Annotated in this window: 21 protein-coding genes; 20 read left to right on the top strand and 1 reads right to left on the bottom strand. The window is 52.0% G+C overall.

The annotated features are described in order from the left end of the window. Position 1 precedes the first annotated feature (1 nt). From mgsA to fur, 20 genes are all read left to right on the top strand, one after another. Positions 2-427, top strand: a complete 426-nt coding sequence (gene mgsA, locus H8B09_RS08720; RefSeq protein WP_191203121.1) for a methylglyoxal synthase — start codon at positions 2-4, stop codon at positions 425-427. Next, a complete protein-coding gene (gene bshB1, locus H8B09_RS08725) occupies positions 424-1,140 on the top strand; it encodes a bacillithiol biosynthesis deacetylase BshB1 (protein WP_191203122.1) in 717 nt (238 codons plus the stop codon). The genes mgsA and bshB1 overlap by 4 nt, the downstream gene beginning before the upstream one ends. A 108-nt stretch (positions 1,141-1,248) precedes the next feature. Next, a complete protein-coding gene (gene bshA / locus H8B09_RS08730) occupies positions 1,249-2,415 on the top strand; it encodes an N-acetyl-alpha-D-glucosaminyl L-malate synthase BshA (protein ID WP_191203123.1) in 1,167 nt (388 codons plus the stop codon). Positions 2,416-2,424: 9 nt separating this feature from the next. After that, a complete protein-coding gene (locus H8B09_RS08735; protein ID WP_191203124.1) occupies positions 2,425-3,891 on the top strand; it encodes a CCA tRNA nucleotidyltransferase in 1,467 nt (488 codons plus the stop codon). Next, a complete protein-coding gene (locus tag H8B09_RS08740) occupies positions 3,872-4,849 on the top strand; it encodes a biotin--[acetyl-CoA-carboxylase] ligase (protein ID WP_191203125.1) in 978 nt (325 codons plus the stop codon). The genes H8B09_RS08735 and H8B09_RS08740 overlap by 20 nt, the downstream gene beginning before the upstream one ends. A gap of 934 nt (positions 4,850-5,783) precedes the next feature. Further along, positions 5,784-6,683 carry a 3-methyl-2-oxobutanoate hydroxymethyltransferase gene (gene panB, locus H8B09_RS08745; protein ID WP_191203126.1) on the top strand — a complete coding sequence of 300 codons (900 nt, stop codon included), beginning with the start codon at positions 5,784-5,786 and terminating at the stop codon, positions 6,681-6,683. After that, entirely contained in the window at positions 6,683-7,573 is an 891-nt protein-coding gene (gene panC, locus H8B09_RS08750) for a pantoate--beta-alanine ligase (RefSeq protein WP_397376062.1), read from the top strand. The genes panB and panC overlap by 1 nt, the downstream gene beginning before the upstream one ends. Continuing rightward, positions 7,566-7,949, top strand: a complete 384-nt coding sequence (gene panD / locus H8B09_RS08755; RefSeq protein ID WP_191203128.1) for an aspartate 1-decarboxylase — start codon at positions 7,566-7,568, stop codon at positions 7,947-7,949. Before panC ends, panD begins: the two co-directional genes overlap by 8 nt. A 161-nt stretch (positions 7,950-8,110) precedes the next feature. After that, a complete protein-coding gene (locus tag H8B09_RS08760) occupies positions 8,111-8,872 on the top strand; it encodes a tetratricopeptide repeat protein (protein ID WP_191203129.1) in 762 nt (253 codons plus the stop codon). Positions 8,873-8,900: 28 nt separating this feature from the next. Beyond that, entirely contained in the window at positions 8,901-11,777 is a 2,877-nt protein-coding gene (gene dinG / locus H8B09_RS08765; RefSeq protein WP_191203130.1) for an ATP-dependent DNA helicase DinG, read from the top strand. Then, positions 11,774-12,421 (top strand): redox-sensing transcriptional repressor Rex, encoded by a 648-nt coding sequence (locus tag H8B09_RS08770; RefSeq protein WP_191203131.1) that lies wholly within the window; start codon positions 11,774-11,776, stop codon positions 12,419-12,421. The genes dinG and H8B09_RS08770 overlap by 4 nt, the downstream gene beginning before the upstream one ends. Continuing rightward, positions 12,414-13,706, top strand: coding sequence for an amidohydrolase (locus tag H8B09_RS08775; RefSeq protein ID WP_191203132.1), 1,293 nt, complete (start codon positions 12,414-12,416; stop codon positions 13,704-13,706). Before H8B09_RS08770 ends, H8B09_RS08775 begins: the two co-directional genes overlap by 8 nt. Before the next feature lie 3 nt (positions 13,707-13,709). Then, on the top strand, positions 13,710-14,243 hold the full coding sequence (locus tag H8B09_RS08780; RefSeq protein WP_191203133.1) for a cell wall elongation regulator TseB-like domain-containing protein: 534 nt from the start codon (positions 13,710-13,712) through the stop codon (positions 14,241-14,243). Positions 14,244-14,449: 206 nt separating this feature from the next. Continuing rightward, positions 14,450-14,995 carry a hypothetical protein gene (locus tag H8B09_RS08785; RefSeq protein WP_191203134.1) on the top strand — a complete coding sequence of 182 codons (546 nt, stop codon included), beginning with the start codon at positions 14,450-14,452 and terminating at the stop codon, positions 14,993-14,995. Then, complete coding sequence (locus H8B09_RS08790; protein WP_191203135.1) at positions 14,979-16,493, top strand: AAA family ATPase; 1,515 nt, start codon at positions 14,979-14,981, stop codon at positions 16,491-16,493. Before H8B09_RS08785 ends, H8B09_RS08790 begins: the two co-directional genes overlap by 17 nt. Before the next feature lie 173 nt (positions 16,494-16,666). Continuing rightward, a complete protein-coding gene (locus H8B09_RS08795) occupies positions 16,667-17,539 on the top strand; it encodes a 3-hydroxyacyl-CoA dehydrogenase family protein (protein ID WP_191203136.1) in 873 nt (290 codons plus the stop codon). Beyond that, a complete protein-coding gene (locus tag H8B09_RS08800; protein WP_191203137.1) occupies positions 17,536-18,750 on the top strand; it encodes an acetate/propionate family kinase in 1,215 nt (404 codons plus the stop codon). Before H8B09_RS08795 ends, H8B09_RS08800 begins: the two co-directional genes overlap by 4 nt. Positions 18,751-18,823: 73 nt before the next feature. After that, entirely contained in the window at positions 18,824-20,125 is a 1,302-nt protein-coding gene (gene asnS, locus H8B09_RS08805) for an asparagine--tRNA ligase (RefSeq protein WP_191203138.1), read from the top strand. 31 nt (positions 20,126-20,156) lie between these two features. Beyond that, complete coding sequence (locus H8B09_RS08810) at positions 20,157-20,879, top strand: DnaD domain-containing protein (protein ID WP_191203139.1); 723 nt, start codon at positions 20,157-20,159, stop codon at positions 20,877-20,879. 117 nt (positions 20,880-20,996) lie between these two features. Continuing rightward, a complete protein-coding gene (fur, locus tag H8B09_RS08815) occupies positions 20,997-21,482 on the top strand; it encodes a ferric iron uptake transcriptional regulator (protein ID WP_191203140.1) in 486 nt (161 codons plus the stop codon). 118 nt (positions 21,483-21,600) lie between these two features. Here fur and proC read toward each other — a convergent pair whose 3' ends face one another. Further along, positions 21,601-22,473: a pyrroline-5-carboxylate reductase gene (gene proC, locus H8B09_RS08820; RefSeq protein WP_191203141.1), complete on the bottom strand. Its 873-nt coding sequence runs from the start codon at positions 22,471-22,473 to the stop codon at positions 21,601-21,603. Positions 22,474-22,510: the final 37 nt, after the last annotated feature.

Consider the following 22,510-nt stretch of genomic DNA (forward strand, 5'->3'; position numbering starts at 1 on the left):
TATGTTACATATTGCTTTTATTGCTCACGATCGCAAGAAAGAGGAAATGGTTAACTTCGTAACAGCTTACGAGCATGTGTTCAAAAGTTTCCAGCTTTATTCGACGGGAACGACGGGTCAGCGGATTATGGAAAATACGTCGCTCCAAATTCACCGCTTCTGTTCGGGTCCGCTCGGCGGCGACCAGCAGATCGGTGCATTGGTAGCGGAGAACACGATGGATTTCATTATATTCCTGCGTGATCCGCTCATGGCACAGCCGCACGAGCCGGACATTATTGCCCTTCTGCGTCTTTGCGATGTGCAAGGCATTCCGGTTGCTACGAACATTGCGACGGCCGAGCTGCTTGTTAAGGCGCTTGAGCGCGGTGATTTTGCTTGGCGAGAGCTCGTACATAAGTATAAGCCGGAGTCGATGCAGCCATGAGCAAGATAGAAGGAGCCGGACTGGACAAGCTCGACATCTTGATCTTTGGCGCACATCCCGACGATGCGGAGATTGGGATGTCCGGAACAATTGTTAAGCATATTCAGGCTGGCTATCGCGTAGGGATGTGCGACCTCACGGAAGCGGAGATGTCGTCGAATGGAACAGTCGAGCTTCGGAGACAGGAGGCTGCTGCGGCTTCCGAGATTCTTGGATTGACGGTTCGGTCGAATCTGGGACTGCCTGATCGCGGACTTGGCGCTGAAGGTCATGTTGAAGCGATTACGGCCGAAATCCGCAAGCAACGTCCGCGTATCGTATTCGCTCCTTATTGGAACGATCGCCATCCTGATCATAATCGCTGCAGCGCGCTTGTTGAGGAAGCCGTATTCAATGCGAAGCTTCGCCGCTATTTGCCTCATATAGAGGCAGTTACAGTCGAACAGCTTATCTTTTATTATATCAATGATGTGGAAGATGTACGGCTTGCGGTAGACGTCTCGGACGTGTATGAGAGCAAGCTGGATTCGCTTCGTGCATACCGTTCTCAATTCGAGGCGGTAACGCAGGGCGAAGACCGTGTCGCAACTCCGCTAACGGGCGGGTATGTCGATCGGGTTGAAGCACGCGATCGCTTGCTCGGACAAGCGCGCGGCTGGTCCTATGCGGAAGGGTTTACGACGAAGAAGCCCCATACTGTGGCCCTATTCTAGAGATATAACGAACTTAAAACGTCCTATTGAATGATGCCAAGGGCAATGACATAGGATATTTAACATAACTGTGGATACAACAATTTGTAATCCGGGGAGTTGCGAACCGTGACGAGGAAATTAAAAATCGGCATCACGTGTTACCCGTCGCTAGGCGGCTCAGGTGTCGTGGCAACCGAGCTCGGAAAACTGCTGGCTGAAAAAGGACATGAGATCCATTTTATAACACACAGCGTACCGTTTCGGCTTGGAAAATTTCATAAAAATATTTTCTACCATGAAGTTGAAGTAAACGATTATTATGTGTTCCGTTATCCGCCATATGATCTAGCGCTCGCTAGCAAAATGGCGCAGGTGGTGCAGATGCAGGAGCTCGATCTTCTGCATGTCCATTATGCAGTGCCTCATGCGATTTGCGCCTATCTGGCGAAGCAAATGGTCGGCAATCAGCTGAAGACGGTAACGACGCTTCATGGCACGGATATTACCGTCCTGGCACAGGATGAATCGTTGAAGGATTTGATCCGTCTTGCGATTAATAGCAGCGACAGCGTAACAGCTGTATCCGCTGACCTGATTAACGAAACGCGCGAGCTTCTCGACATTACGAGAGAGATCGATTTGACCTATAATTTTGTAGACAAACGTATTTATTATCCGCGCGAATGCCAATCGCTGAAGGCGGACTATGCGCCGAATGGCGAGAAGCTGCTCATGCATATCTCGAACTTCCGTCCGGTGAAACGGATCAGCGACGTTGTTGATGTGTTCGCCCGTGTGGAGAAGGCAATGCCCGACACGAAGCTGCTGCTCGTCGGGGAAGGGCCGGAGCTGACGAAGGCTCAGTGCCAGATCAATAAGTTGGGCTTGGAGAACAAGGTGCATTTCCTTGGCAAGCAGGATGATGTCGCTCAAATTATTTCGATCGCAGATCTAATGCTGCTTCCTTCGGAGAAGGAAAGCTTTGGTCTTGTCGCACTCGAAGCAATGGCTTGCGGTGTGCCAACGATCGGATCGATGGCTGGCGGCATCCCAGAGCTCGTGACGCATGGGAAGACAGGTTTCTTGTCCCCTATTGGCGATACGAAGTCGATGGCGGAGAACGCGATTAAGCTGCTGTCTGATCCTGATATGTTCCGACAGTTCCGCGAAGCTTGCATTCAGCGGGCGCGTCTGGAATTCTGTAATGACTTGATTACGGCGCAGTATGAACAGATCTATTATCGGACGCTTGGCATAGAAGTGGACATTCCGATGCCGGTCTGCTCGGAATAGGAGCAGGTTATGACGGGACCGTACCACAATGCGGAGATGAAGCAGGCATTGTCTGTACTCGAGACGCTGCGTCAGAACGGATATGAAGCTGTATTCGTCGGCGGATGCGTACGAGACGTTATCGTGGGTAGACCGCTTACGGATATTGATATCGCCACTTCGGCGCTGCCGGAGACGGTCATGTCGATCTTCGAACGTACCGTTCCGACCGGTCTGGCGCACGGCACCGTTACCGTACTGCTTAATGAACAGAGTTATGAAGTAACCACTTACCGGAGCGAGGCGGCGTATGATGATCATCGCCGTCCTTCTGGCGTCTCGTTCATTCCGAATCTCGATGGCGACTTGCTTCGCAGGGATTTTACAATGAACGCGATGGCGATACGCAGTGATGGTTCTCTTATAGATCTGTATGGTGGAATGAACGATATCCAAGCGGGTGTCATTCGGTGTGTAGGTGTGGCAGATGAACGCTTCCGCGAGGATGCGTTGCGTATGATACGGGCGATCCGATTCGCATCTACTTTCGGTTATAAGATTGCGCTGAGCGCATGGCGCGCCATTCGTCGCAATCGCGACCTGCTGCAGTATGTGGCGATGGAGCGAATCAGCATCGAGCTTGACAAAATGGTCGGCGGCGCCGGCCCTCACCGCGCCGCCGCCTGGCTCGCGGCAAGCGGGCTCTTGCCGCTCGCCCGCGACCCGCTGCCGCCTAGCTTCGCACAGGCGGGCAGCGCCCGCGATCGCGGCGTACCGCCGCTTACGGCAGCGCTGACGCAGCTGCCGAACAAGGACGACCGCTGGGCGGCCGTCTTCCTGGCGCTCCGTCTATCGCCGGATGACGCCGAGGAGACGCTGCAGCGCCTGCGCTTCCCGGTTCGCCGCACAGCGTCGATAAGGTCGGTCGTCCTCATGCATGCGGCGGCTTCGCCGCTCGCCGAGACAGCGCCTGCGATGCCACAGCTGGCATCGCAGGCACTATCGCAACCGGCGCCGTTTGACGCCGCATCAGCTGCTCTGCAGCCTCAAGCAGCAGGGATTGCGTCTGAAGAGCCGACGCAACCCCTGCTAGTGCCTTCGGCTGCATCGCAGCCAACCCCCCAGCACCGCGTCCAATGGGTCGACGCGGTGCTTCGCCTCGGCACAGAAGCCGCCGAGGCATGGCTGCGCATTGCGCGCGTCTACGCTGACGCGCACGGTGCGCTTGGCGGAGCACCGCTATCGCGTGACGCCCTAGAGCTGCTCGCCAGCGAGTTAGCCGCGCTGCCTTGTACGACCGTGCGGCAGCTTGCCGTTAATGGCGGCGATCTCGGGACAAGCCTACGACTTAAGCCAGGCCCTCGAACAGGCGAACTGCTGAATGCGCTGCTGCGTGCAACAGCTTTGGGAGAAGTACCTAATGAGCGTGAAGCGCTGCTTACGCTTGCGCAATCTATGGAAGAGGAACGGATGAACGATGGCGAACACCATTCTTGAGCTGCTCGATCAAGAGCAGGGACAATATGTGTCAGGTGAAGCGATTAGCCGAACGCTTAACGTGAGCCGAACAGCGGTCTGGAAGCAGATTCGCAAGCTGGAGGAGCAGGGCTATGTCATTGAAGCATCCCGCAAGCTAGGGTATCGGCTTCTATTCAAGCCTGAGCCATTATCGCTCGATAAGCTGAACGAATTGTTGAAGACGAAGCGGTTCGCACGTGAAGTACGGCTGTTCAATGAAGTCGATTCTACGCAGAACGAAGCGCAGCGCTGGGCAGAAGCGGGAGCGCCGGAAGGCGCACTTGTTATTGCGGAGCAGCAGCAAAGCGGCCGCGGTCGTATGGGACGCTCATGGGTGTCGCCCTATACGAAGGGGATCTGGATGAGTACGGTTCTCCGTCCGAGCACGCCGATTCATTGCGCTCCTCAGTTGACGCTTCTTACAGCAGTTGCGTTATGCCGTAGTCTGCGCAGAACGACCGAGCTTGAGATTGGCATCAAGTGGCCGAATGATCTGCTCATCAATGGTCGCAAAATCAGCGGCATTCTTCTGGAGTCCGCTGCAGAAGACGAACGGATTAAATATATCGTCGCCGGTACGGGCATCAGCGTGAATTTGGATCCAACAGATTACCCGGAGGAGCTGCTGGAACGGGCCACTTCACTATCCATCCAAGCGGGTCGCAAATTCTCGCGGGAAACTGTAATTGCTGATTTCATGCTCGAATGGGAGCAGTTGTATGATTTGTACTTGAACGAAGGATTCGGTCCGATCGGCACACTATGGGAGGCACTCTCCGTATCGCTTCATAAGCCCGTTACGATTCAGACGCCTCAAGGCGATTTGTCAGGCCGGGCCATTGGTTTGCATGAGAGCGGAGCCATACAGCTTCAATTGGACAGCGGAGAGGTCCGGCTCGTCTTCTCCGGCGAGATGGGACAACCGAAGGAACAATAGACAAGGGCTGGTACTATCGCTTTTAACGCTTACAAGAAATTGCACTTTCTGAATGGTGGGTTCCAACAGGGGCGTAGCCTATAAAGTTAGGTCTGGGTACAGAGGTTGCAAAGGGGCGAAGCCCCTTAATCAGGTCGAGCATCGACCAAGAGCGTGTCCCGTAGGGACGACAAGCGGCTTAACAGCACGCACTTCGGTTCGAGCATCGATCACAAACTCCATCAACCGCCGTATCCTAGGTCCGTCCATCATAAAGCGTGTCCCGAACAGGGACGAAAGCGAGCACGCGCACCAAAAGCAACTAGAATGCGAGTCCCGGAGTCCAGAGGGCGGAGTCCTTTGGGGCCCTCCCTCTTTGGAGAGGGAGGGTTTGGGTGGGTGTGGAGTAGAATTTACGCCATCCTATTTATTTGCTATAATCGTGGTACGCAAGGCGGTATCCGCTTGGAATTGCACTTGCGATCATGTACGGAGTTAAGCCCAAGTATTGCCATTAAGAGGTAGTTCAAAAAGTCCGCTTGTGATCACGAAGTAAGTCAGGAAGTTAATTCGACGTCGAAGCTTGCGTTCACCTTCGGAGTCCGGGGATTATGCTTCCGATGCAGGTTTCCGCTGGAAACCTTGTATCATGTAGGGTTAGCCTACACTCCGTTCCTCCTGAAGTTATTTGCGGATACTTCAAGTGTTACTACCTGCGAGCAAATAACTGCTTCGTAAGCATAAGCTGTTCAGGTTCTCGCAATTTTCTCGATGCTGACAACCGAACTTTTCGAACACGCACAGTAAGGCAACTGCGCACTCTGCTCTGAGCCGTTAGGGACCGAGACAGAAGGAAGCATTAAGTAACATGTTCCTTTATCGTTAGGGACCTTTTTAGCGCGGCTAAAAGGTTTTTTTGTGTTTATCCTATACTTTAAAGGGGATGAAGCGAATCATGGCACAACCGTTAACGATCACGAAGATGAAGAAAATGAAGCAAGATCGCAATCCGATTACCGTTCTGACCGCGTACGACTATCCGTCGTCCAAATTGGCAGAGGAAGCGGGAATCGACGTCATTCTTGTTGGCGATTCACTTGGCAATGCCGTACTCGGTTACGATACGACGATTCCAGTGACGCTTGACGACATGGTGTACCATACGCGTTCGGTTCGCAGAGGGGCGCTTAATACTTTTGTCGTTGCGGATATGCCATTTATGACGTACCGGATTGGACGGGAAGCAACGCTTCGGAATGCCGCAAGACTGCTGCAAGAAGGTCTAGCGAACGCGGTGAAGATGGAAGGCGGCGAGGATATCGCAGATGAGGTACAGGCGCTTGTACACGCCGGAGTGCCTGTCATGGGACATCTGGGCCTTACACCGCAGTCGATCAATCAGATTGGCGGCTACAAAATTCAAGGTAAATTAGAGCAAGAGGCCGAGCAGCTGCTTCGAGATGCTAAAGCTCTCGAGGCTGCCGGCGCATTCGCAATCGTATTAGAGCTTGTGACAGAGCCGATTGCAGAAGCAATCAGCAAGGAGCTGTCCATTCCGACGATTGGAATTGGCGCTGGACGCGGTTGTGACGGCCAAGTTCTTGTTTTTCATGATATATTGCAATATTCATCGCCCTATCGCGAGAAGCGCTTCGTGAAGACGTACGCAGATATCGGCACGACGATCCGCAGTGCGATTGGCGCCTATGTATCGGATGTCAAAACAGGCGCGTTTCCAGAAGAAAAGCATACGTTCCAGCTTGAGCCTGGCACCGTTGTATTGCCGCACCTTTATGGTTCGGGAAGCAATCCGGACAATGAATCGACGAAGCAAGAAAGGAAGCAGACGACATGATTACGATTTGCCGTACGAAACAGCAGCTGCGTCAAGCGCTGGAAGAGCGAAGAAAGCAGCAGCCGGGACTCACGACAGGTTTCGTTCCGACGATGGGGTATTTGCATGAAGGTCACGCAAGTCTTATTCGACGCTCGGTAGCGGAATGCGATATTACGGTGCTCAGCATCTTCGTAAATCCGCTCCAATTCGGTCCTAATGAAGACTTTGACCGCTATCCGCGTGATGAACAACGTGACTTGGCGCTAGCAGAAGAGAATGGCGCAGATATTGCATTTCTGCCAACGGTAGAAGAGATGTATCCGTCGAAGCCGCTTACGCGTCTTACGGTTGATATCGTTACAGATCGGTTGTGCGGCGCATCGCGTCCGGGCCACTTTGACGGCGTTGGTGTTGTCGTCAGCAAGCTGTTCAATCTCGTCCAGCCGCAACGCGCGTATTTCGGAATGAAAGATGCACAGCAGGTTGCGGTCATTCGCCGGATGACCGACGATCTAGATATGCCAATTAAGATTGTTCCATGCGATATCGTACGGGAGCCAGATGGCTTGGCCCTTAGCTCGCGCAACGTATATCTAAGCGCGGAGGAGCGTTCACAAGCGCTTGTCCTATCCCGGTCTCTAGCGAAAGCGAAGGAGATCGGTGAGACAGCAACGATGACCGTTCAAGGCTTAATCGATGAGGTGTCTAACCATATTCGCCAGTCGCCGCTGGCAACTATTGATTATGTCGAGCTGCTTGCCTATCCGAACCTGACGCCGCTTGCGCCAACAGAGCTGCTTGCTGATATACATGGCGAACTGCTGCTGGCGGTCGCGGTGAAATTCGGACGCACACGCCTGATCGACAACCGGATTTTGAGCTTTTCGGAGGTGACAATCGATGTTTAGAACGATGATGAAATCGAAGCTGCACCGCGCGACGGTTACGGAGGCCAACCTCAATTATGTCGGCAGCATTACGATCGATGAGGATTTGATGGATGCCGGTAATTTGTGGGAAAATGAGAAAGTACAGATCGTGAACAATAACAATGGCGCACGTCTGGAGACTTATGTAATTAAAGGACCTAGAGGTTCTGGCGTTATTTGCTTGAATGGCGCAGCGGCTCGCCTGGTTCAGCCTGGAGATAAAGTCATTATTATTTCTTATGCCATGATGACAGAAGAGGAAGCACGCCGTTATAAGCCAACAATTGTTATCCTTGACGAGAATAATGAGCAGCTTCAATCGCTGGATCAAGAAATTCACTCCGTCATTCTGTAACACGATGCGCTGCCAGCGCTGTGTAAAGGCTGGGTTGCGGTATGAAATGAGCTCCCGCAACAAAGAATGAGTTTAAAGGCCGGTCAATCAAGTTGGCCTTATCCATTTACCATCGACCGGTATCGTTCTACACTCATTCTTACGTAAAGGCGGGTGCCGTTATGTTTGCGCATCTGTTCGCGACGATGAACGACAAGTTGGACGAAATTAAGCAGCTGTATCCGCGGGTTAATGGCGCCAAGCGTGACCATTTGAACAAGCAGCTGGATGTTCTGAAAGCAATGAGCGATTCCATTGTCGAGCATTGGCTGTTGTTCGAAGAGAAGCTTGCTGACTTTTATGATGATCTGAAGGAACAGCCATCCATGCCGGTCACGAAGCAGACACCGCCTTACACGGCTACGGCTGCTGCCGCCTCCAAGGAGGTTCAAGCTTCGCAAGCGGAACAGGCAGCGACTCAGCAAGTGTCCGCGCCGTCTGGAGCCGCCAAAGAGCTGGAACAATGGAACTTCCCGTCCGATACCGCTGTTTTCATTTCGAGAGGGCAAGGTTACTTCAAGCTTCACATGTTCAGTCATGCAGCGGATGAGCTTCATAAAGCGATTAACCTTTCGCCAGAGTGCCAGCTCGCCCATCTATTCATGGCCATGACCCTTATGCACATGCAGCGTTGGGTTGATGCAGAACAGCATTTCCAGATTCTAATATCACTCACGGACCATGCCAAATGGCGCGCAATCGGTTATAATGCTCTCGGGTGCATTCAAGCGGTGCATATGAATTTGGAACTTGCAGAGCAGTTTTTTCTAAAAGCGCATGAAGCGGATCCCAGCTTTGCTGATTCATTAATGAATTTAAAATGCTGCAAGGAACGAAACGGTTCATTGTCGCTTCGATTCGGAAGCGCAGAGCTGATTCGTTAGGAGAGTTAGGAGAGGACTTGGAACGCGGATGAGATTTGCCATACTCGATTTGGAAACGACAGGCCATCAAGCCGACGATGAGATTATTCAAATCGGCATCGTCGTGCTAAACGAGGAGCTGAGCGTAGCAGATACGTTCAGCTCCTTCGTGCGACCAGGAAAAGCGATACCTTCGTTCATTACAGGCCTCACCGGCATTACGGATGAAATGGTGAAAGATGCCCCTGTATTGGAGGATGTACTGCCTGAGGTCGTCAAGCTGCTCGGAGACGCAATCCTTGTGGCGCATAATGTCGGGTTCGACGCCCACTTCTTAAACCGCGAGCTTGATCGCTGCGGTTATAGCCCTTTTACAGGCCGCAGGCTTGATACGGTCGATATGCTTCGCATGTTGTATCCGACTCTGCCGTCGTACCAACTGGGCGCTGTCTCAGAGGCATTCGGCATAACGCATGAGCGGGCGCATCAGGCAGACAGCGATGCGGAAGCAACATCGCTGTTGTTCGCTGCATGCATGCACAAGCTGCAGGAGCTTCCGCTGCTTAGTCTGCAGCGGCTGGGGGAGCTATTCAACGGCTATGACGATCTAAGCTGGCTCATTCAGACGACTCTTCAGGAGAAGGAACGTGAGACATCGCTCGACCTTCAGTCGCATGTGTACTTCAATCAGCTTGCAATGAAAACTTCAGACTGGGCAGAGCTTCAACCAGCCCGGGAAGATATGGATGAAGAAGCGATCAGCAAAATGACGTTCGAGCAATTTATGGATGGTGTGCGTGACAGATTCCGAGCGATGATGAACGATTATGAAGAACGCGAAGCACAGTCGATCATGTTCGATGAGGTGCATAAGGCGCTCGATAATGAACGGCATTTGCTCATTGAAGCAGGTACAGGAACAGGCAAGTCGCTCGGCTACTTGCTGCCATCGTTATTTTACGGCGTGAAGGAGAACAAGAAGATCGTCGTCAGTACGCACACGATCAACTTGCAAGAGCAGCTGCGCCAGCGGGATATCCCGTTGTTGCAAGAGGTTGCGCCATTCCCGTTCCGGGCAGCGATATTCAAGGGGCGGGGCAACTACATCTGCCTGCGTAAGTTTGACACGAAGCTGCGGATGCGGGAGTATGTATCTCCGAATGAAGATCTCATGACCGCAGCGCAGATGATTATATGGCTGGGCGAGACGGGTACAGGAGATCAAGAGGAATTGAACTTCGGCAACAAAGGCGGGGAGTTCTGGGAAACCGTAGCAAGCGATGCTGATTCCTGTCTTAACCGAGCTTGTCCTTGGTTCAAACGCTGCTTCTATCATCGGGCGAAACATGAAGCGAATATTGCGGATGTCGTCATCACGAACCATTCGCTTGTCTTCACGGATATTCAAGCAGAGCATCGACTTCTGCCTGGGTATGAGCATCTCGTCGTTGACGAGGCGCATCATCTGGAGGAAGTAGCGAGCAAGCACCTGGGGTTGCAATTATCTTATTTTTCATTGGTGCATCCGTTTAACCGATTAATAAAGGACAGCCGCGGCGGCGGTCTGTTAAGCCAATTGATTGCGATGCTGCATGGCGAATCGGAGTCAGGCGTGCCTGCATGGATTGAAACGCTAGATGAACTGGGCAAATCATTCACCAGCATCCGGGAAGATTGGGACAAGATGTTCGAGCTCATGTATACATTAATGGGAGCGACAGGCGGAGCGCCAGCAACTCAGACGGAGAACGGCCAATCGGTATTTCGGATTCGTCCGAATGAGCATCCAACCGGCTGGTCGACGATCGCCGATACGGAGAACATCATTTATGCAGATCTCAATAAGGCTGTTCGGACGCTTGAGAAGACGCTTAACGACATCAAAGAGAAAATCGACGATACGCCAATCGTTAACATGGTCACGGATCTGAACGGTGCGGTCAAAGATTTGGCGCGCATACGTGACGATATGCGGGTATTCGTTCGCGCAGATAAGCGAGATACGGTATACTGGATGGAAGCGACAGCACAATTTAAAGCGAAATCGCTGCAATTGAACGCAGTTCCAGCCGACGTCAGCGAGCAGCTGCGTACGCATTTGTTCGAAGCGAAGAAGAGCGTTATTCTGACATCCGCAACCTTATCGGTGCAGAAGTCGTTCCAATATGCAAGCGAACAGCTCGGCTTGATCGGCATGGAGGAGGCAGGGCGGTTGACGACCGTTCAGCTGCCGTCGCCATTTAACTATCGCGAGCAGGCGCTCGTCATCATTCCGCGCAACTTCCCGCAGTTGAAAGGCGCAGGCGGCGATCCGCAATTTGTAGACTTACTTGTAAAGTCCTTGGCGGATTCCGCAGTACTGCTCGGAGGCCGAATGTTGGTGCTGTTCACCTCGTATCGGATGCTGCGGCAGGTCTATGATCCGCTTAAGGAGGCGCTTGAGCAGCATCAGATTCAAGTGCTTGGTCAAGGGATCGACAGCAGCAATCGAAGCAAGCTGACCCGGAGATTCCGGCAGCAGAGCGCTTCGGTGCTGCTCGGTACGAGCAGCTTCTGGGAAGGCGTAGATATACCGGGCGATGCATTAACCTGTCTAGCCATCGTACGACTTCCATTCCAACCGCCTAACCACCCGCTCGTGGAGGCGAAGTCCGAGATGTTGTTGGCGCAGAAGCAGAATCCGTTCATGAAGCTGTCGATACCGCAGGCGGTTATCCGTTTCAAACAAGGGTTTGGACGGCTTGTACGCTCTGCTAAAGATCGCGGAATCGTACTTATCTATGATACGCGTGTATTGGAAACGTATTATGGCAAATATTTTCTGTACTCGTTGCCTGGTCCGAAGATTGAGCATATGCACACGGAGCAGATTGTTCCGCGTATGCAGCAGTGGCTGGGAACCGAGCAGGAAGGGGTGCAGTCATGAAACAGCAGTTGAAAATATCGGAGGCGGTCGTTAGACGGCTTCCGATTTATTTGCAGGTGCTGAATGAGCTGAGCATCCGCGAGGTGCAGACCGTATCCTCGCAGGAGCTCGGCCAGAAGCTGGACTTGAACCCGGCGCAAATCCGCAAGGACCTCGCTTATTTCGGCGAATTCGGGCGCAAGGGAATCGGTTACGACGTTAATTATTTGATCGAGAAGATCCGTCAAATCTTGAATCTCGATACGACGCATTATGCGGCTCTGATCGGTGCAGGCAATCTCGGACATGCGCTCTGCAATTATAATACGTATTTGAAGGATAACGTCCAGATTACAGCTGTATTCGATGCTAGTCCATCTAAGATCGGCACGAAGATCAACGGTCTTACCGTTCAGCCGATGGAGGCGCTTCGATCGAGCATTCAAGATCAGCATATTCGGATTGGCATTATTACGGTACCGGCTAGCGAAGCGCAGAATGTTGCCAATGAGCTGGTAGCATCCGGCATTGACGGCATACTAAACTTTGCGCCTGCCATTCTTAAGGTACCTGAGGATGTAAGGATCCATCATGCGAATTTCACGACCGAGCTGTTAAGCTTGGCTTATTACATTGAAAAAGAGAGGTTAGAACGCGATGAGTGAATGGCTGATTAAGAACGGCTTGTTCGTTACGATGAACGATGCACAGCCAGTAGTTCGCGGTTATCTGCATGTTATCGATGATCGCATCGCTTACATAGGGGAGCAGGAGCCGCAAGTATCCGAAGGAACGGAACTTGTGAACGGCGAAGGGCTCGTCTTTATGCCAGGTCTGATCAATACGCATGGCCATACGCCAATGACGCTGCTTCGCGGTTTTGCGGACGATATGGTTCTGCAGACATGGCTGCAGGATAAAATTTGGCCGCTCGAAGCGAAGTTCGACGATAATTCGGCGCATTGGGGATCGGCGCTTGCTCAGCTTGAAATGTTGAAGACAGGTACGACCGCTTTCGTTGACATGTACGATCGTACTCACATTATTGCTGGCGTTGTGGAGCAATCCGGCCTTCGCGGCGTTCTCGCTCGCGGCGTTATCGGATTCGGTTCGCCGGAAGAACTGGATGCGAAATTCGGTGAAGCTTGCGGCTTCGTACGTGACTGGGAAGGCAAGGCAGACGGACGCATTCGTACGATGCTGTCGCCGCACGCCCCTTATACATGCGGACCGGATTTCATTGAACGGTTCGTTCAAGCTTCGCATGATCTGAATGTACCGATTCATACACATATGTCGGAGACGGCGGCAGAGGTTGAACAAAACGTACGCGATTATGGCGTAAGACCTGTAGAACATCTCGATAAATTGGGTATGTTCGGACGTCCGACGCTTCTCGCGCATGCTGTTCATCTAAACGATGAGGAAATTGCATTGCTTGCTGATCGTGGCGTCGCAATCTCGCACAATGCGGCGAGCAATTTGAAGTTGGCAAGCGGCGTAGCGCGCGTGCCAGACCTCCTTCGTGCGGGTGTAACGGTATCGCTTGGTACGGACGGCGCAGCAAGCAACAACAACTTAAGTACGTTTGATGAAATCCGCCTTGCAGGATTAATCCATAAAGGGGTATCCGGCGATCCGACGGCTGTGCCTGCAATTGAAGCATTGAAGCTCGGTACGATCTACGGCGCGCGCGCGATCTGGCAGGAGTCTTCGATCGGCAGCCTTGAAGCTGGCAAGAAGGCTGATATTATTGCGCTTGATCTGAATAAGCCGCATTTCTTCCCATTGACGGATATTATCTCGCATCTCGTTTATTCTGGATCGGGCAGCGACGTTGTGCACGTCTGGATCGACGGCAAGCAAATCGTTCGTAAAGGCGAGTGTTTGACGCTGGATGAAGAGCGGATCTATCGGGAAGCTCAAGCTGCATTCGAAAGGCTGTTGTAATCGATGCGCGCAACGAGAAAGAAGCGTGCGCCTTTCATGAACCCGAAGCGGTGGACAGCGCTCTCGCTTGTTCTTCTGCTTGCAATCATTGCAGGGCTCGGTATGTGGTACAACACGATCTTCAAAGGAATATGGTCGGCTGAAGCGAAAGCGGAGCAGCAAGCGATTGAAGCTGCTTCACTGACTGAGGTGAACAGCGTCGAGAAATATGTCTGGGATGAGTCGGTATGGGTTGTCGAAGGCAAGGCTGCAGATGGTCAGGATCTCTATGTCTGGCTCCGTGACAATGGAACGGAAACCGTACCTGCAGCTAATGCAGTCAACGAACAGCAAATTCGCGATTCGCTGCTGCAGAACAAGCCTGACGCCAGCATTAAACATGTCCGGCCAGGCATTGTAGACGGTCAACGTGTGTGGGAAGTTTTCTACAGCCGCAGCGAAAGCGGAGAGCAGAAGTACGAGTATGCCTTCTATAACTTCGAGAATGGAACGTTCATTAATACGCTGAAGCTGCCAGCCAAGCAATTGGCTCAATAAGATGTATATTCGATATGAATAACGCCGCCTGCGCATATGCCTGGCGGCGTTTCCTTTTATTACACCGCTCATTCGTATATCAGTTGTGATATACTCAACGTATAGCAAATGAGGCAAACGAATCATTGACAGATTGATGTTGCGGGACTTATGGTCGACTGGTTGAGCATGATTCATTTATTGATTTATATATAGGAGGTCGTACGATGCGAATTCGATGGATACCTGCACTTGTGTCGGTTGTGGTCGGTGTTGGCTTGTTGTTCGGAGGCTGGTATACGTATGATCAGTTCGCGGTCAAGGGACCGCTGGAGAAAGCAATTAACAAGCTTCCGGATGTCGTTGATTCGACTTCGAGTTTCGATAATGGTGCAGCGAAAGTTTCGCTGACGCTTGATGAAGGAGCAAATCTGCGATCGGTTTATGATCAACTGACGAATGATGGCGCTTCTGTACTGAAAGGCCGCGAGTTGAAGCTTGATGTATCAGGGGCAGTAAGCAGTGACGAATTGGACAAGCTGTGGTCGACGGTATTGTTTGATGTCGCGCAAGCGATGGAGACGAAGACGTACTCGCAAATTCCAGCGGCGCTTGATAAGTTGGCCGCGGAGAATGCGGGACTGACGGTGAACACGGAGATGGATGATACGAACGTATATGTAACGCTTCATAAAGGAGAGGCTGTGAAATACATCATCCTGCCGCGTACGCCGGCAACAATGGAGGTGTGGAACAATGCTTCGAAATTATAAGTTGGAGATGGGGATCGGCGCTGCTGTGTCCCTTATTGTGTTCCTATTGTATAGAGGTGTTAATTTGCTTCCGCTTGCTATTGTGGCAGGCATCGTGGGCGGGCTGATGTATGCAGCGAAGATGCGAGGGCAAGGGCCGCTTGCAGCTTCATCGCGCGGTGCGCAGGCTAAGAAAGCATCATCGGTACAAGCGCTGACCTTTGAGCAAATCGGCGGCCAAGAACGGGCGAAACGCGAGCTCATTGAAGCCCTTGATTTTCTAGTGAAGAAAGAAGAAATAGCACGACTTGGCATCCGTCCGCTGAAAGGGATCTTGCTGACGGGCCCTCCAGGTACAGGCAAGACGCTGCTTGCGAAAGCAGCTGCTCAATATACGGATTCTGTATTCCTTGCTGCATCGGGTTCGGAGTTCGTCGAGATGTATGTCGGTGTCGGCGCAAGCCGTATCCGTGATTTGTTCTCAGAGGCACGCAAGAAAGCAGCTAAAGCAAACAAAGCTGCTGCGGTTATTTTTATCGATGAGATTGATGTTATCGGCGGCAAAAGGGATGGCGGGCAGCAGCGTGAATATGATCAGACGCTCAATCAGCTGCTGACGGAGATGGATGGCATTCATACGTCCGAGATGCCGCGTATTCTCATTATGGCAGCAACGAACCGTAAAGAAATGCTTGACCCTGCACTGCTTCGTCCAGGTCGTTTCGACCGTCATATTGGCGTCGAGCTGCCGGATGTGAAAGGCCGTCTGCATATTTTGCAAATTCATGCGAAAAATAAACCATTGGAATCCGCTGATCTGCTTGATCGTACGGCAACTGAAACCTTCGGCTTCTCCGGCGCGCAGCTGGAGAGCGTGATGAATGAAGCAGCGATCTATGCGATGCGTGATAACTCCGATCAGATTGGCCGCTCGCACCTTACGAGTGCAATCGATAAAGTGATGATGGGCGAGAAGACGGATCGCGAGACGACGGGAGAGGAACGGGAACGCGTTGCGCGGCATGAGCTGGGCCATGCGATTGTTGCAGAGCTTGTCGCACCGGGCAGCGTTGCGAACGTAACGTTATCGCCACGCGGTCAAGCGCTCGGTTATGTGCGCCATCAGCCGCAGCGTGAACGTTATTTGTACACGAAGGATTATCTTGAAGGTCAAATTCGAATCGCGCTTGGCGGCGCCGCTGCAGAAGAAATCTTTTACGGCAACCGCAGCACGGGTTCGAAAGGCGACTTTGATCAAGCAATCAATATGGTTCGCACGATGGCGGAATGCGGTCTTACAGAGCTCGGCATTATCGATCCAGGCATGCTGACGCCAGAGAAGCTATCAACGCTTGCTTCCGGCATGCTTGATGATTTGCTGAAGCAAACCAAATCGATGCTGCAAGAGCAGATCCCTGCGTTTGAATATGCGCTCGATATTCTCATTCGCGAAGAAGTGGTTGACGGCAGTAGGTTCCGCGATTTGCTTCGTAAAGCTGTGCCAGCCGCAGCCGTATAAACAAGTATGACAAAATGAAGGCAGACATTCCGTCTGCCTTCTTATTTGCATTAAAAAAAGTTATAATGTAGCTATATATAGATAGATCTGTACTTATAGGGCAATTGGGTTTACGAGCGTGAAACAGACATGCATTGCGGACTAGTACAGCAGCTGGAGCGGAGGAGACGGATTTGACAGTACGTAAAGCAGGCGTTATCGGAATCGGTACAATGGGACAGGGCATCGCAGAGATGCTTGCCTTCAAAGGGCTCGATGTTTATTTGCTCGATCAGTCGGATGACAAGCTGGCGGCAGGGATTACGCAAATTGAACTCAGTTTAGATAAACAGATCGAGAAGTGGGCGCTGACACAGTCAGAGAAGAAGCAGATACTGAACCGCCTTCATCCGATGAATCGGATCGAAGAGCTCGCGCAGTGCGAATTCGTCATCGAGACGATTACGGAAGATCTGGAAGCGAAGAAAGTGATCTTCGAAGAACTCGATCGCGTATGCGGTCCAGAAGTTGTTATCGCAAGCAATACGTCTACTTTGAGCTTAACAGAGCTTGCAAGCGTTACAGCTCGTCCGGAACGTGTAATTGGTATGCATTTCGTTTATCCTGTTTACAAAATCGACCTTGTCGAAATTGTGCGCGGCCTGCAGACGTCGGACGAAACGTTCGAACGTACGAAGCAATTCATCGAAGTCGTGACGAACAAGAAGGGCGTCATGGTGTTCGAGTCTCCAGGTTTCGTCACAACTCGTCTTATCTGTTTGTTCATCAATGAAGCGCTGCATGTACTGGAAGAAGGCGTCGCGTCGGTAGATGACATCGACAGCGCGATGCGCATCGGCTACTCGTTCCAATATGGTCCTTTCGAGATGGCAGACCGTTTCGGCTTGGACTCTGTATTGGCTGCGCTTGAGCGGATGTTCCGTGAATATGGCGAGCTCAAATACCGTCCGTCGATCGTGCTTAAGAAGATGGTTCGGGCTGGCCACTTAGGTGTCAAAACGGGCATTGGCTTCTTCAAATACGATAAGGACGGCGATCGGACATGAAAGTACTCGTAATCAACGCAGGCAGCTCGTCGCTCAAATATCAGCTGTATAATATGACGGATGAATCCGTACTCGCCAGCGGACGTGTCGAACGAATCGGGATGGATTCTTCGATCGTAACGCATGAACCGGCTGGCAAGCCGGAAGTGAAGAGCGTAAGTGAAATTCTAGAGCATACGACGGCAGTCCGCCGTGTGCTTGATCTGCTGACGGATGCCAAGCATGGCGTCATCAGCCGTATAGATGAGATTCACGCAGTTGGACATCGCGTTGTGCACGGCGGTGAATCGTTTAAGGAATCGGCTCTGGTTACGGGCGATGTGAAAGCTGAGATTCGCAAGCTGTTCGATCTGGCGCCATTGCATAATCCGGCTCACATGATGGGCATTCTCGCAGTGGAAGAGAACCTCTCGGATGTGCCGCAGGTGGTCGTCTTCGATACGGCATTCCACCAGACGATGCCGCAGCAATCGTATTTGTATGCTATTCCGATGGTGCTGTATCGTCGCCATAAGGTTCGTCGCTATGGCTTCCATGGTACTTCGCATGCCTATGTCAGCCAGCAGGCTGCCGACTTCTTGAACAAGCCGCTGTCATCGCTTAGCATGGTATCGTGCCATATCGGCAACGGTGCGAGCTGTACAGCCATTAAAGACGGCAAGTCGTTCGATACGAGCATGGGGATGACACCGCTGGAAGGTCTCATGATGGGAACGCGCAGCGGCGACTTAGACCCTGCCGTCGTTCCTTATGTGATGAATAAAGAGGATCTAAGCGTTAGCGAAGTGAACTCGATGCTTAATAAGCACAGCGGACTTCAAGCGATCAGCGGTTTGTCCAGCGACATGCGAGAAATTACGGATGCTATGAATGATGGCGACAAGAATGCAAAGCTAGCTTTTGATATGTACACCTATCGGATTCGCAAATATATCGGCGCATATGCTGCGGCGATGAACGGCTTGGATACGATTATTTTTACAGCGGGCGTAGGGGAGAATTCGGTTGTGCTCCGAAAGGCCGTGTGCGAAGGACTAACGTTCTTGGGCGTTGAACTCGACGAGGCGCGCAACAGCGAGCGGAGCAAGGAGACGCGTCGTATCTCGACGGACAACTCACGTATTACCGTGCTTGTCGTTCCTACGAACGAGGAGCTTCTTATCGCTAGAGATACATATGCAATTATTCGCGAGTCATCCGATTATAATTAATCAATAACGCGGTAAATATAGAAAGTAGAGCGTTGCTAGAAATGCTATTTTATTCGAGGAAGAGGGCGGTTGTATGCAAACGAGCAACTTGACGGCCATCAGGGATGTTGCAGGCAAGGTCGGCGAGACGGTTGTGATCGGCAGTTGGCTGCAAGGCAAACGGTCGAGCGGTAAGATCCAGTTTCTCAAGCTTCGCGATGGTTCCGGCTTTATTCAAGGCGTGCTTGCGAAGAGCGAGGTGAATGAAGAAACTTGGGCTGCGGCGCAGAAGCTGACGCAGGAAAGCTCGCTGTATGTGACGGGGATTGTTCGCGAGGAACCGCGCAGTCAGTCCGGTTATGAGCTGACCGTGACAGGAATCGAGACGATTCAAATAACGGAAGATTATCCGATTACGCCCAAAGAGCATGGCATCGACTTCTTGATGGACCGCCGCCATCTGTGGCTTCGTTCGCCGAAGCAGCGTGCGATAATGGTCGTGCGGGCACAAATCATTCGCGCCATTCAACAGTTTTTCGATGAGCGCGGTTTTACGCTCGTTGATCCGCCGGTGCTGACACCGTCCTCTTGCGAAGGAACAACGAACTTGTTCCATACCAAATATTTCGATGAAGATGCTTATTTGACTCAGAGCGGTCAACTATACATGGAAGCGGCGGCTATGGCGCTTGGGAAAGTATACTCGTTCGGACCAACTTTCCGCGCTGAGAAATCCAAGACGCGCCGCCACTTGATCGAGTTCTGGATGATTGAGCCGGAGATGGCGTTCGTAGATCATGAGCAGAACCTGCAAGTACAGGAACAATTCATCTCATTCGTCGTGCAATCGGTCGTGTCGAACTGCCGCACAGAGCTTGAGACGATCGGACGCGATGTATCGAAGCTTGAGCAGGTGCAAGCGCCATTCCCGCGGATTACGTATGACGAAGCTATTGAACTGCTGCATAAAGAAGGATTCGACCTGCCTTGGGGCGAAGACTTTGGTGCACCGCACGAGACGGCAATTGCCGAGAAATACGATCGCCCAGTATTTATTACCCATTATCCGGCGTCGTTTAAGGCATTCTATATGAAGCCTGACCCAACGCGGCCGGAAGTGGTTCTGTGCGCCGACATGATTGCTCCGGAAGGCTATGGCGAGATTATTGGCGGATCGCAGCGGATTGATGATCCTGAGCTGATGGCGCAGCGGTTCCAAGAGCACGAGTTGTCTGAGGAAGCTTACGCTTGGTACATGGATTTGCGCCGTTATGGCACGGTTCCGCATTCCGGTTTCGGGCTTGGTCTTGAGCGGACGGTCGCATGGATTTGTGGCTTAGAGCATGTAAGAGAGACGATCGCGTTCCCGCGAACGCTATACCGTTTGTATCCTTAACATCAGCCATTTCACCTTGGGAGGGACACGGTTGAAAGACGAGATATGGAAAGCTTATGCAAGAGGTATAAGTGATGCAATGAACAGCGGAGGGGTATTTATCCCCTCCGTTTTGCTCCGCACGTACAGTTCGCTTGGGCTGGAAGAAAGCGATGTGCTGCTGCTGTTTCAGTTGATGGCGTTTCGCGATGCGGAAGGGGTCGGGTTCCCGACACCTGAGCAATTAGCCGAGAGAATGGGCAAGCCAGTTACAGAAGTCGTATATTCCCTTCGGAAGCTGATGAAGGATGGCATGCTGATGATCGAAGAGGATGCCGATCCGATGACAGACATTCGATCCGAACGCTACGATTGGACAAGCTGGCTGCTGCGCGCAGGCCAGCAGGCTGCGGCGATGAAACGGGAAGCCGGTGCTGCTGCATCGATGGCGAATCGTCAGGCCGCGGCGTCAACTGCTGCTGTCGCGGAGGGACTGGCTGTTGTTGTGCCGGCGGAAGATAATCTGTTCAGTACATTCGAGCAGGAATTCGGTCGTCCATTGTCGCCAATGGAATGTGAGACGATCGCAGCTTGGCTCGATCAGGATCGGTATTCCGATGATATTATCCGCTTCGCGCTGAAGGAAGCTGTGTTCGCAGGTAAGCTGCACTTCCGCTATATCGACCGTATTTTGCTCGAATGGAGCCGTAATCGGGTAACGAACGCGGATGAAGCGCGCGCTCATTCGCAGAAGTTTAGAGGCGGCCGTTCCTAGTACAGTCAGAACTTTCAATTGCATCTAGCTGTCATTTGTATTACGATTAGATTATAATTATTCTAAAAGGAAACCTTTTCAGATCGGATTATGAGAAGGTAGGAAGGGTGTGTCGCTATGCTGGCTATTGATGCAGAAATAGAGAAAATAAATCGGCAGATGACCGCCAAAGGCTACAAGCTAACGGTTCAGCGTGAAATTACACTCCGCATTCTGCTTGAGAACGAACAGGATCATTTGAGCGCAGAGGAAGTATTTATGCTTGTTAAAGCTCGGTATCCTGAGATTGGTCTTGCAACGGTTTATCGGACGCTGGAGCTTCTGACGGAGCTGCACATTGTTGAGAAGATGAACTTCGGTGACGGCAGCGCTCGGTTTGATCTGCGCAGCGAAGATCATGAGCATATGCATCATCATCTCATTTGTCATACTTGCGGTGCGTTGAAGGAGATCAAGGACGATTGGCTGCTGGAGCTTGAAGAACGGCTGGAGCGTGAATACGGGTTCCATGTAACGGATCACCGTCTTGATTTCATCGGACACTTCGGGCATTGCCGGAACAAAGAGTGCAAGCGGCAGAAGGCAGTATCGGCGTCTGCGTAATGTGATCAGAATAGCCTCTATAAGAAATAAGCCTCCGAATTATCGGAGGCTTATTTCGTTTATTCTGATTTATGATTGTCGGTCAAAGTCGCAGCATCGATATGTTGCGATGCAGGACTCACTTCAATGCGCTCCGCTCAATATCAGCGCCTAGCTCGCCAGCACGTTCAGCTGCACGTGCAACCGCACGTTCAACGCCAGTCGAGAACTGATGTGCATTCAGCGTTTCAATCGCAGCTTGCGTTGTGCCATTCGGCGACGTCACCTTACGGCGAAGGTCAGCAGGCTGCTCGCCTGTTATACGCACCATTTCGGCAGCGCCTAACACGGTCTGTACGGTCAGCTCACGCGCAGCTTCAGCCGTTAGACCAAGTTTAACGCCTCCTGCAATCATCGACTCCATCATGTAATAGATGTAAGCAGGTCCGCTGCCGGATACGCCAGTAACAACATCAAGAAGCGGCTCATCGACAACAGTTGTCAGACCAACAGCTTGAAACATTGCTTCAGAGATCGTCCGCTGTTCAGCGGTCACAGATTCCGAGTAGCTGATGCCCGTTGCGCCAAGACCAATCGTGCTGGACGTATTCGGCATCGTGCGTACGATAGCCATCGGGCGTCCAAGCAACTGCTCGATCGTGCGGATCGACAATCCGGCAATGACACTGACAATAAGCTGGTTAGGGGAGAGCACATCACGCAGCTGCTCGAGAACGCCAGCTGCATCCTTAGGCTTCGGCGCGAGGAAGATGATGTCTGCCTTGCGAATCATGTCCTGCTTCGATGCATCGTCGCCAGCCGTTTCGACGCCGTAGCGGTCATTCAGCTCGGACAAACGCTCTGCATTTTGCCGATTCAACATTCCGATCTGGTTAGGCGCTGTCAGCCCTTGGCCAATCAGACCGCGTACGATTGCTTCAGCCATCGAGCCTGCACCATAGAAGCACAGTCGCATCGAGCCAAGGGCAGTAGGGGTAGTAGATGTATTCATTGATGTGTAAACCTCCATTTCCAACTGATATTCCTTC

The sequence above is a fragment of the Paenibacillus terricola genome, assembly GCF_014779765.1.
GTDB classification, from domain to species: domain Bacteria; phylum Bacillota; class Bacilli; order Paenibacillales; family Paenibacillaceae; genus Paenibacillus_T; species Paenibacillus_T terricola.

Bases quoted from the DNA above. Each gene is read 5' to 3' on its own strand.
- mgsA (WP_191203121.1), top strand. From the start codon at position 2: ATGTTACATATTGCTTTTATTGCTCACGATCGCAAGAAAGAGGAAATG.
- bshB1 (WP_191203122.1), top strand. From the start codon at position 424: ATGAGCAAGATAGAAGGAGCCGGACTGGACAAGCTCGACATCTTGATC.
- H8B09_RS08735 (WP_191203124.1), top strand. From the start codon at position 2,425: ATGACGGGACCGTACCACAATGCGGAGATGAAGCAGGCATTGTCTGTA.
- H8B09_RS08740 (WP_191203125.1), top strand. From the start codon at position 3,872: ATGGCGAACACCATTCTTGAGCTGCTCGATCAAGAGCAGGGACAATAT.
- panB (WP_191203126.1), top strand. From the start codon at position 5,784: ATGGCACAACCGTTAACGATCACGAAGATGAAGAAAATGAAGCAAGAT.
- panD (WP_191203128.1), top strand. From the start codon at position 7,566: ATGTTTAGAACGATGATGAAATCGAAGCTGCACCGCGCGACGGTTACG.
- H8B09_RS08760 (WP_191203129.1), top strand. From the start codon at position 8,111: ATGTTTGCGCATCTGTTCGCGACGATGAACGACAAGTTGGACGAAATT.
- dinG (WP_191203130.1), top strand. From the start codon at position 8,901: ATGAGATTTGCCATACTCGATTTGGAAACGACAGGCCATCAAGCCGAC.
- H8B09_RS08770 (WP_191203131.1), top strand. From the start codon at position 11,774: ATGAAACAGCAGTTGAAAATATCGGAGGCGGTCGTTAGACGGCTTCCG.
- H8B09_RS08775 (WP_191203132.1), top strand. From the start codon at position 12,414: ATGAGTGAATGGCTGATTAAGAACGGCTTGTTCGTTACGATGAACGAT.
- H8B09_RS08780 (WP_191203133.1), top strand. From the start codon at position 13,710: ATGCGCGCAACGAGAAAGAAGCGTGCGCCTTTCATGAACCCGAAGCGG.
- H8B09_RS08785 (WP_191203134.1), top strand. From the start codon at position 14,450: ATGCGAATTCGATGGATACCTGCACTTGTGTCGGTTGTGGTCGGTGTT.
- H8B09_RS08790 (WP_191203135.1), top strand. From the start codon at position 14,979: ATGCTTCGAAATTATAAGTTGGAGATGGGGATCGGCGCTGCTGTGTCC.
- H8B09_RS08800 (WP_191203137.1), top strand. From the start codon at position 17,536: ATGAAAGTACTCGTAATCAACGCAGGCAGCTCGTCGCTCAAATATCAG.
- asnS (WP_191203138.1), top strand. From the start codon at position 18,824: ATGCAAACGAGCAACTTGACGGCCATCAGGGATGTTGCAGGCAAGGTC.
- fur (WP_191203140.1), top strand. From the start codon at position 20,997: ATGCTGGCTATTGATGCAGAAATAGAGAAAATAAATCGGCAGATGACC.
- proC (WP_191203141.1), bottom strand. From the start codon at position 22,473: ATGAATACATCTACTACCCCTACTGCCCTTGGCTCGATGCGACTGTGC.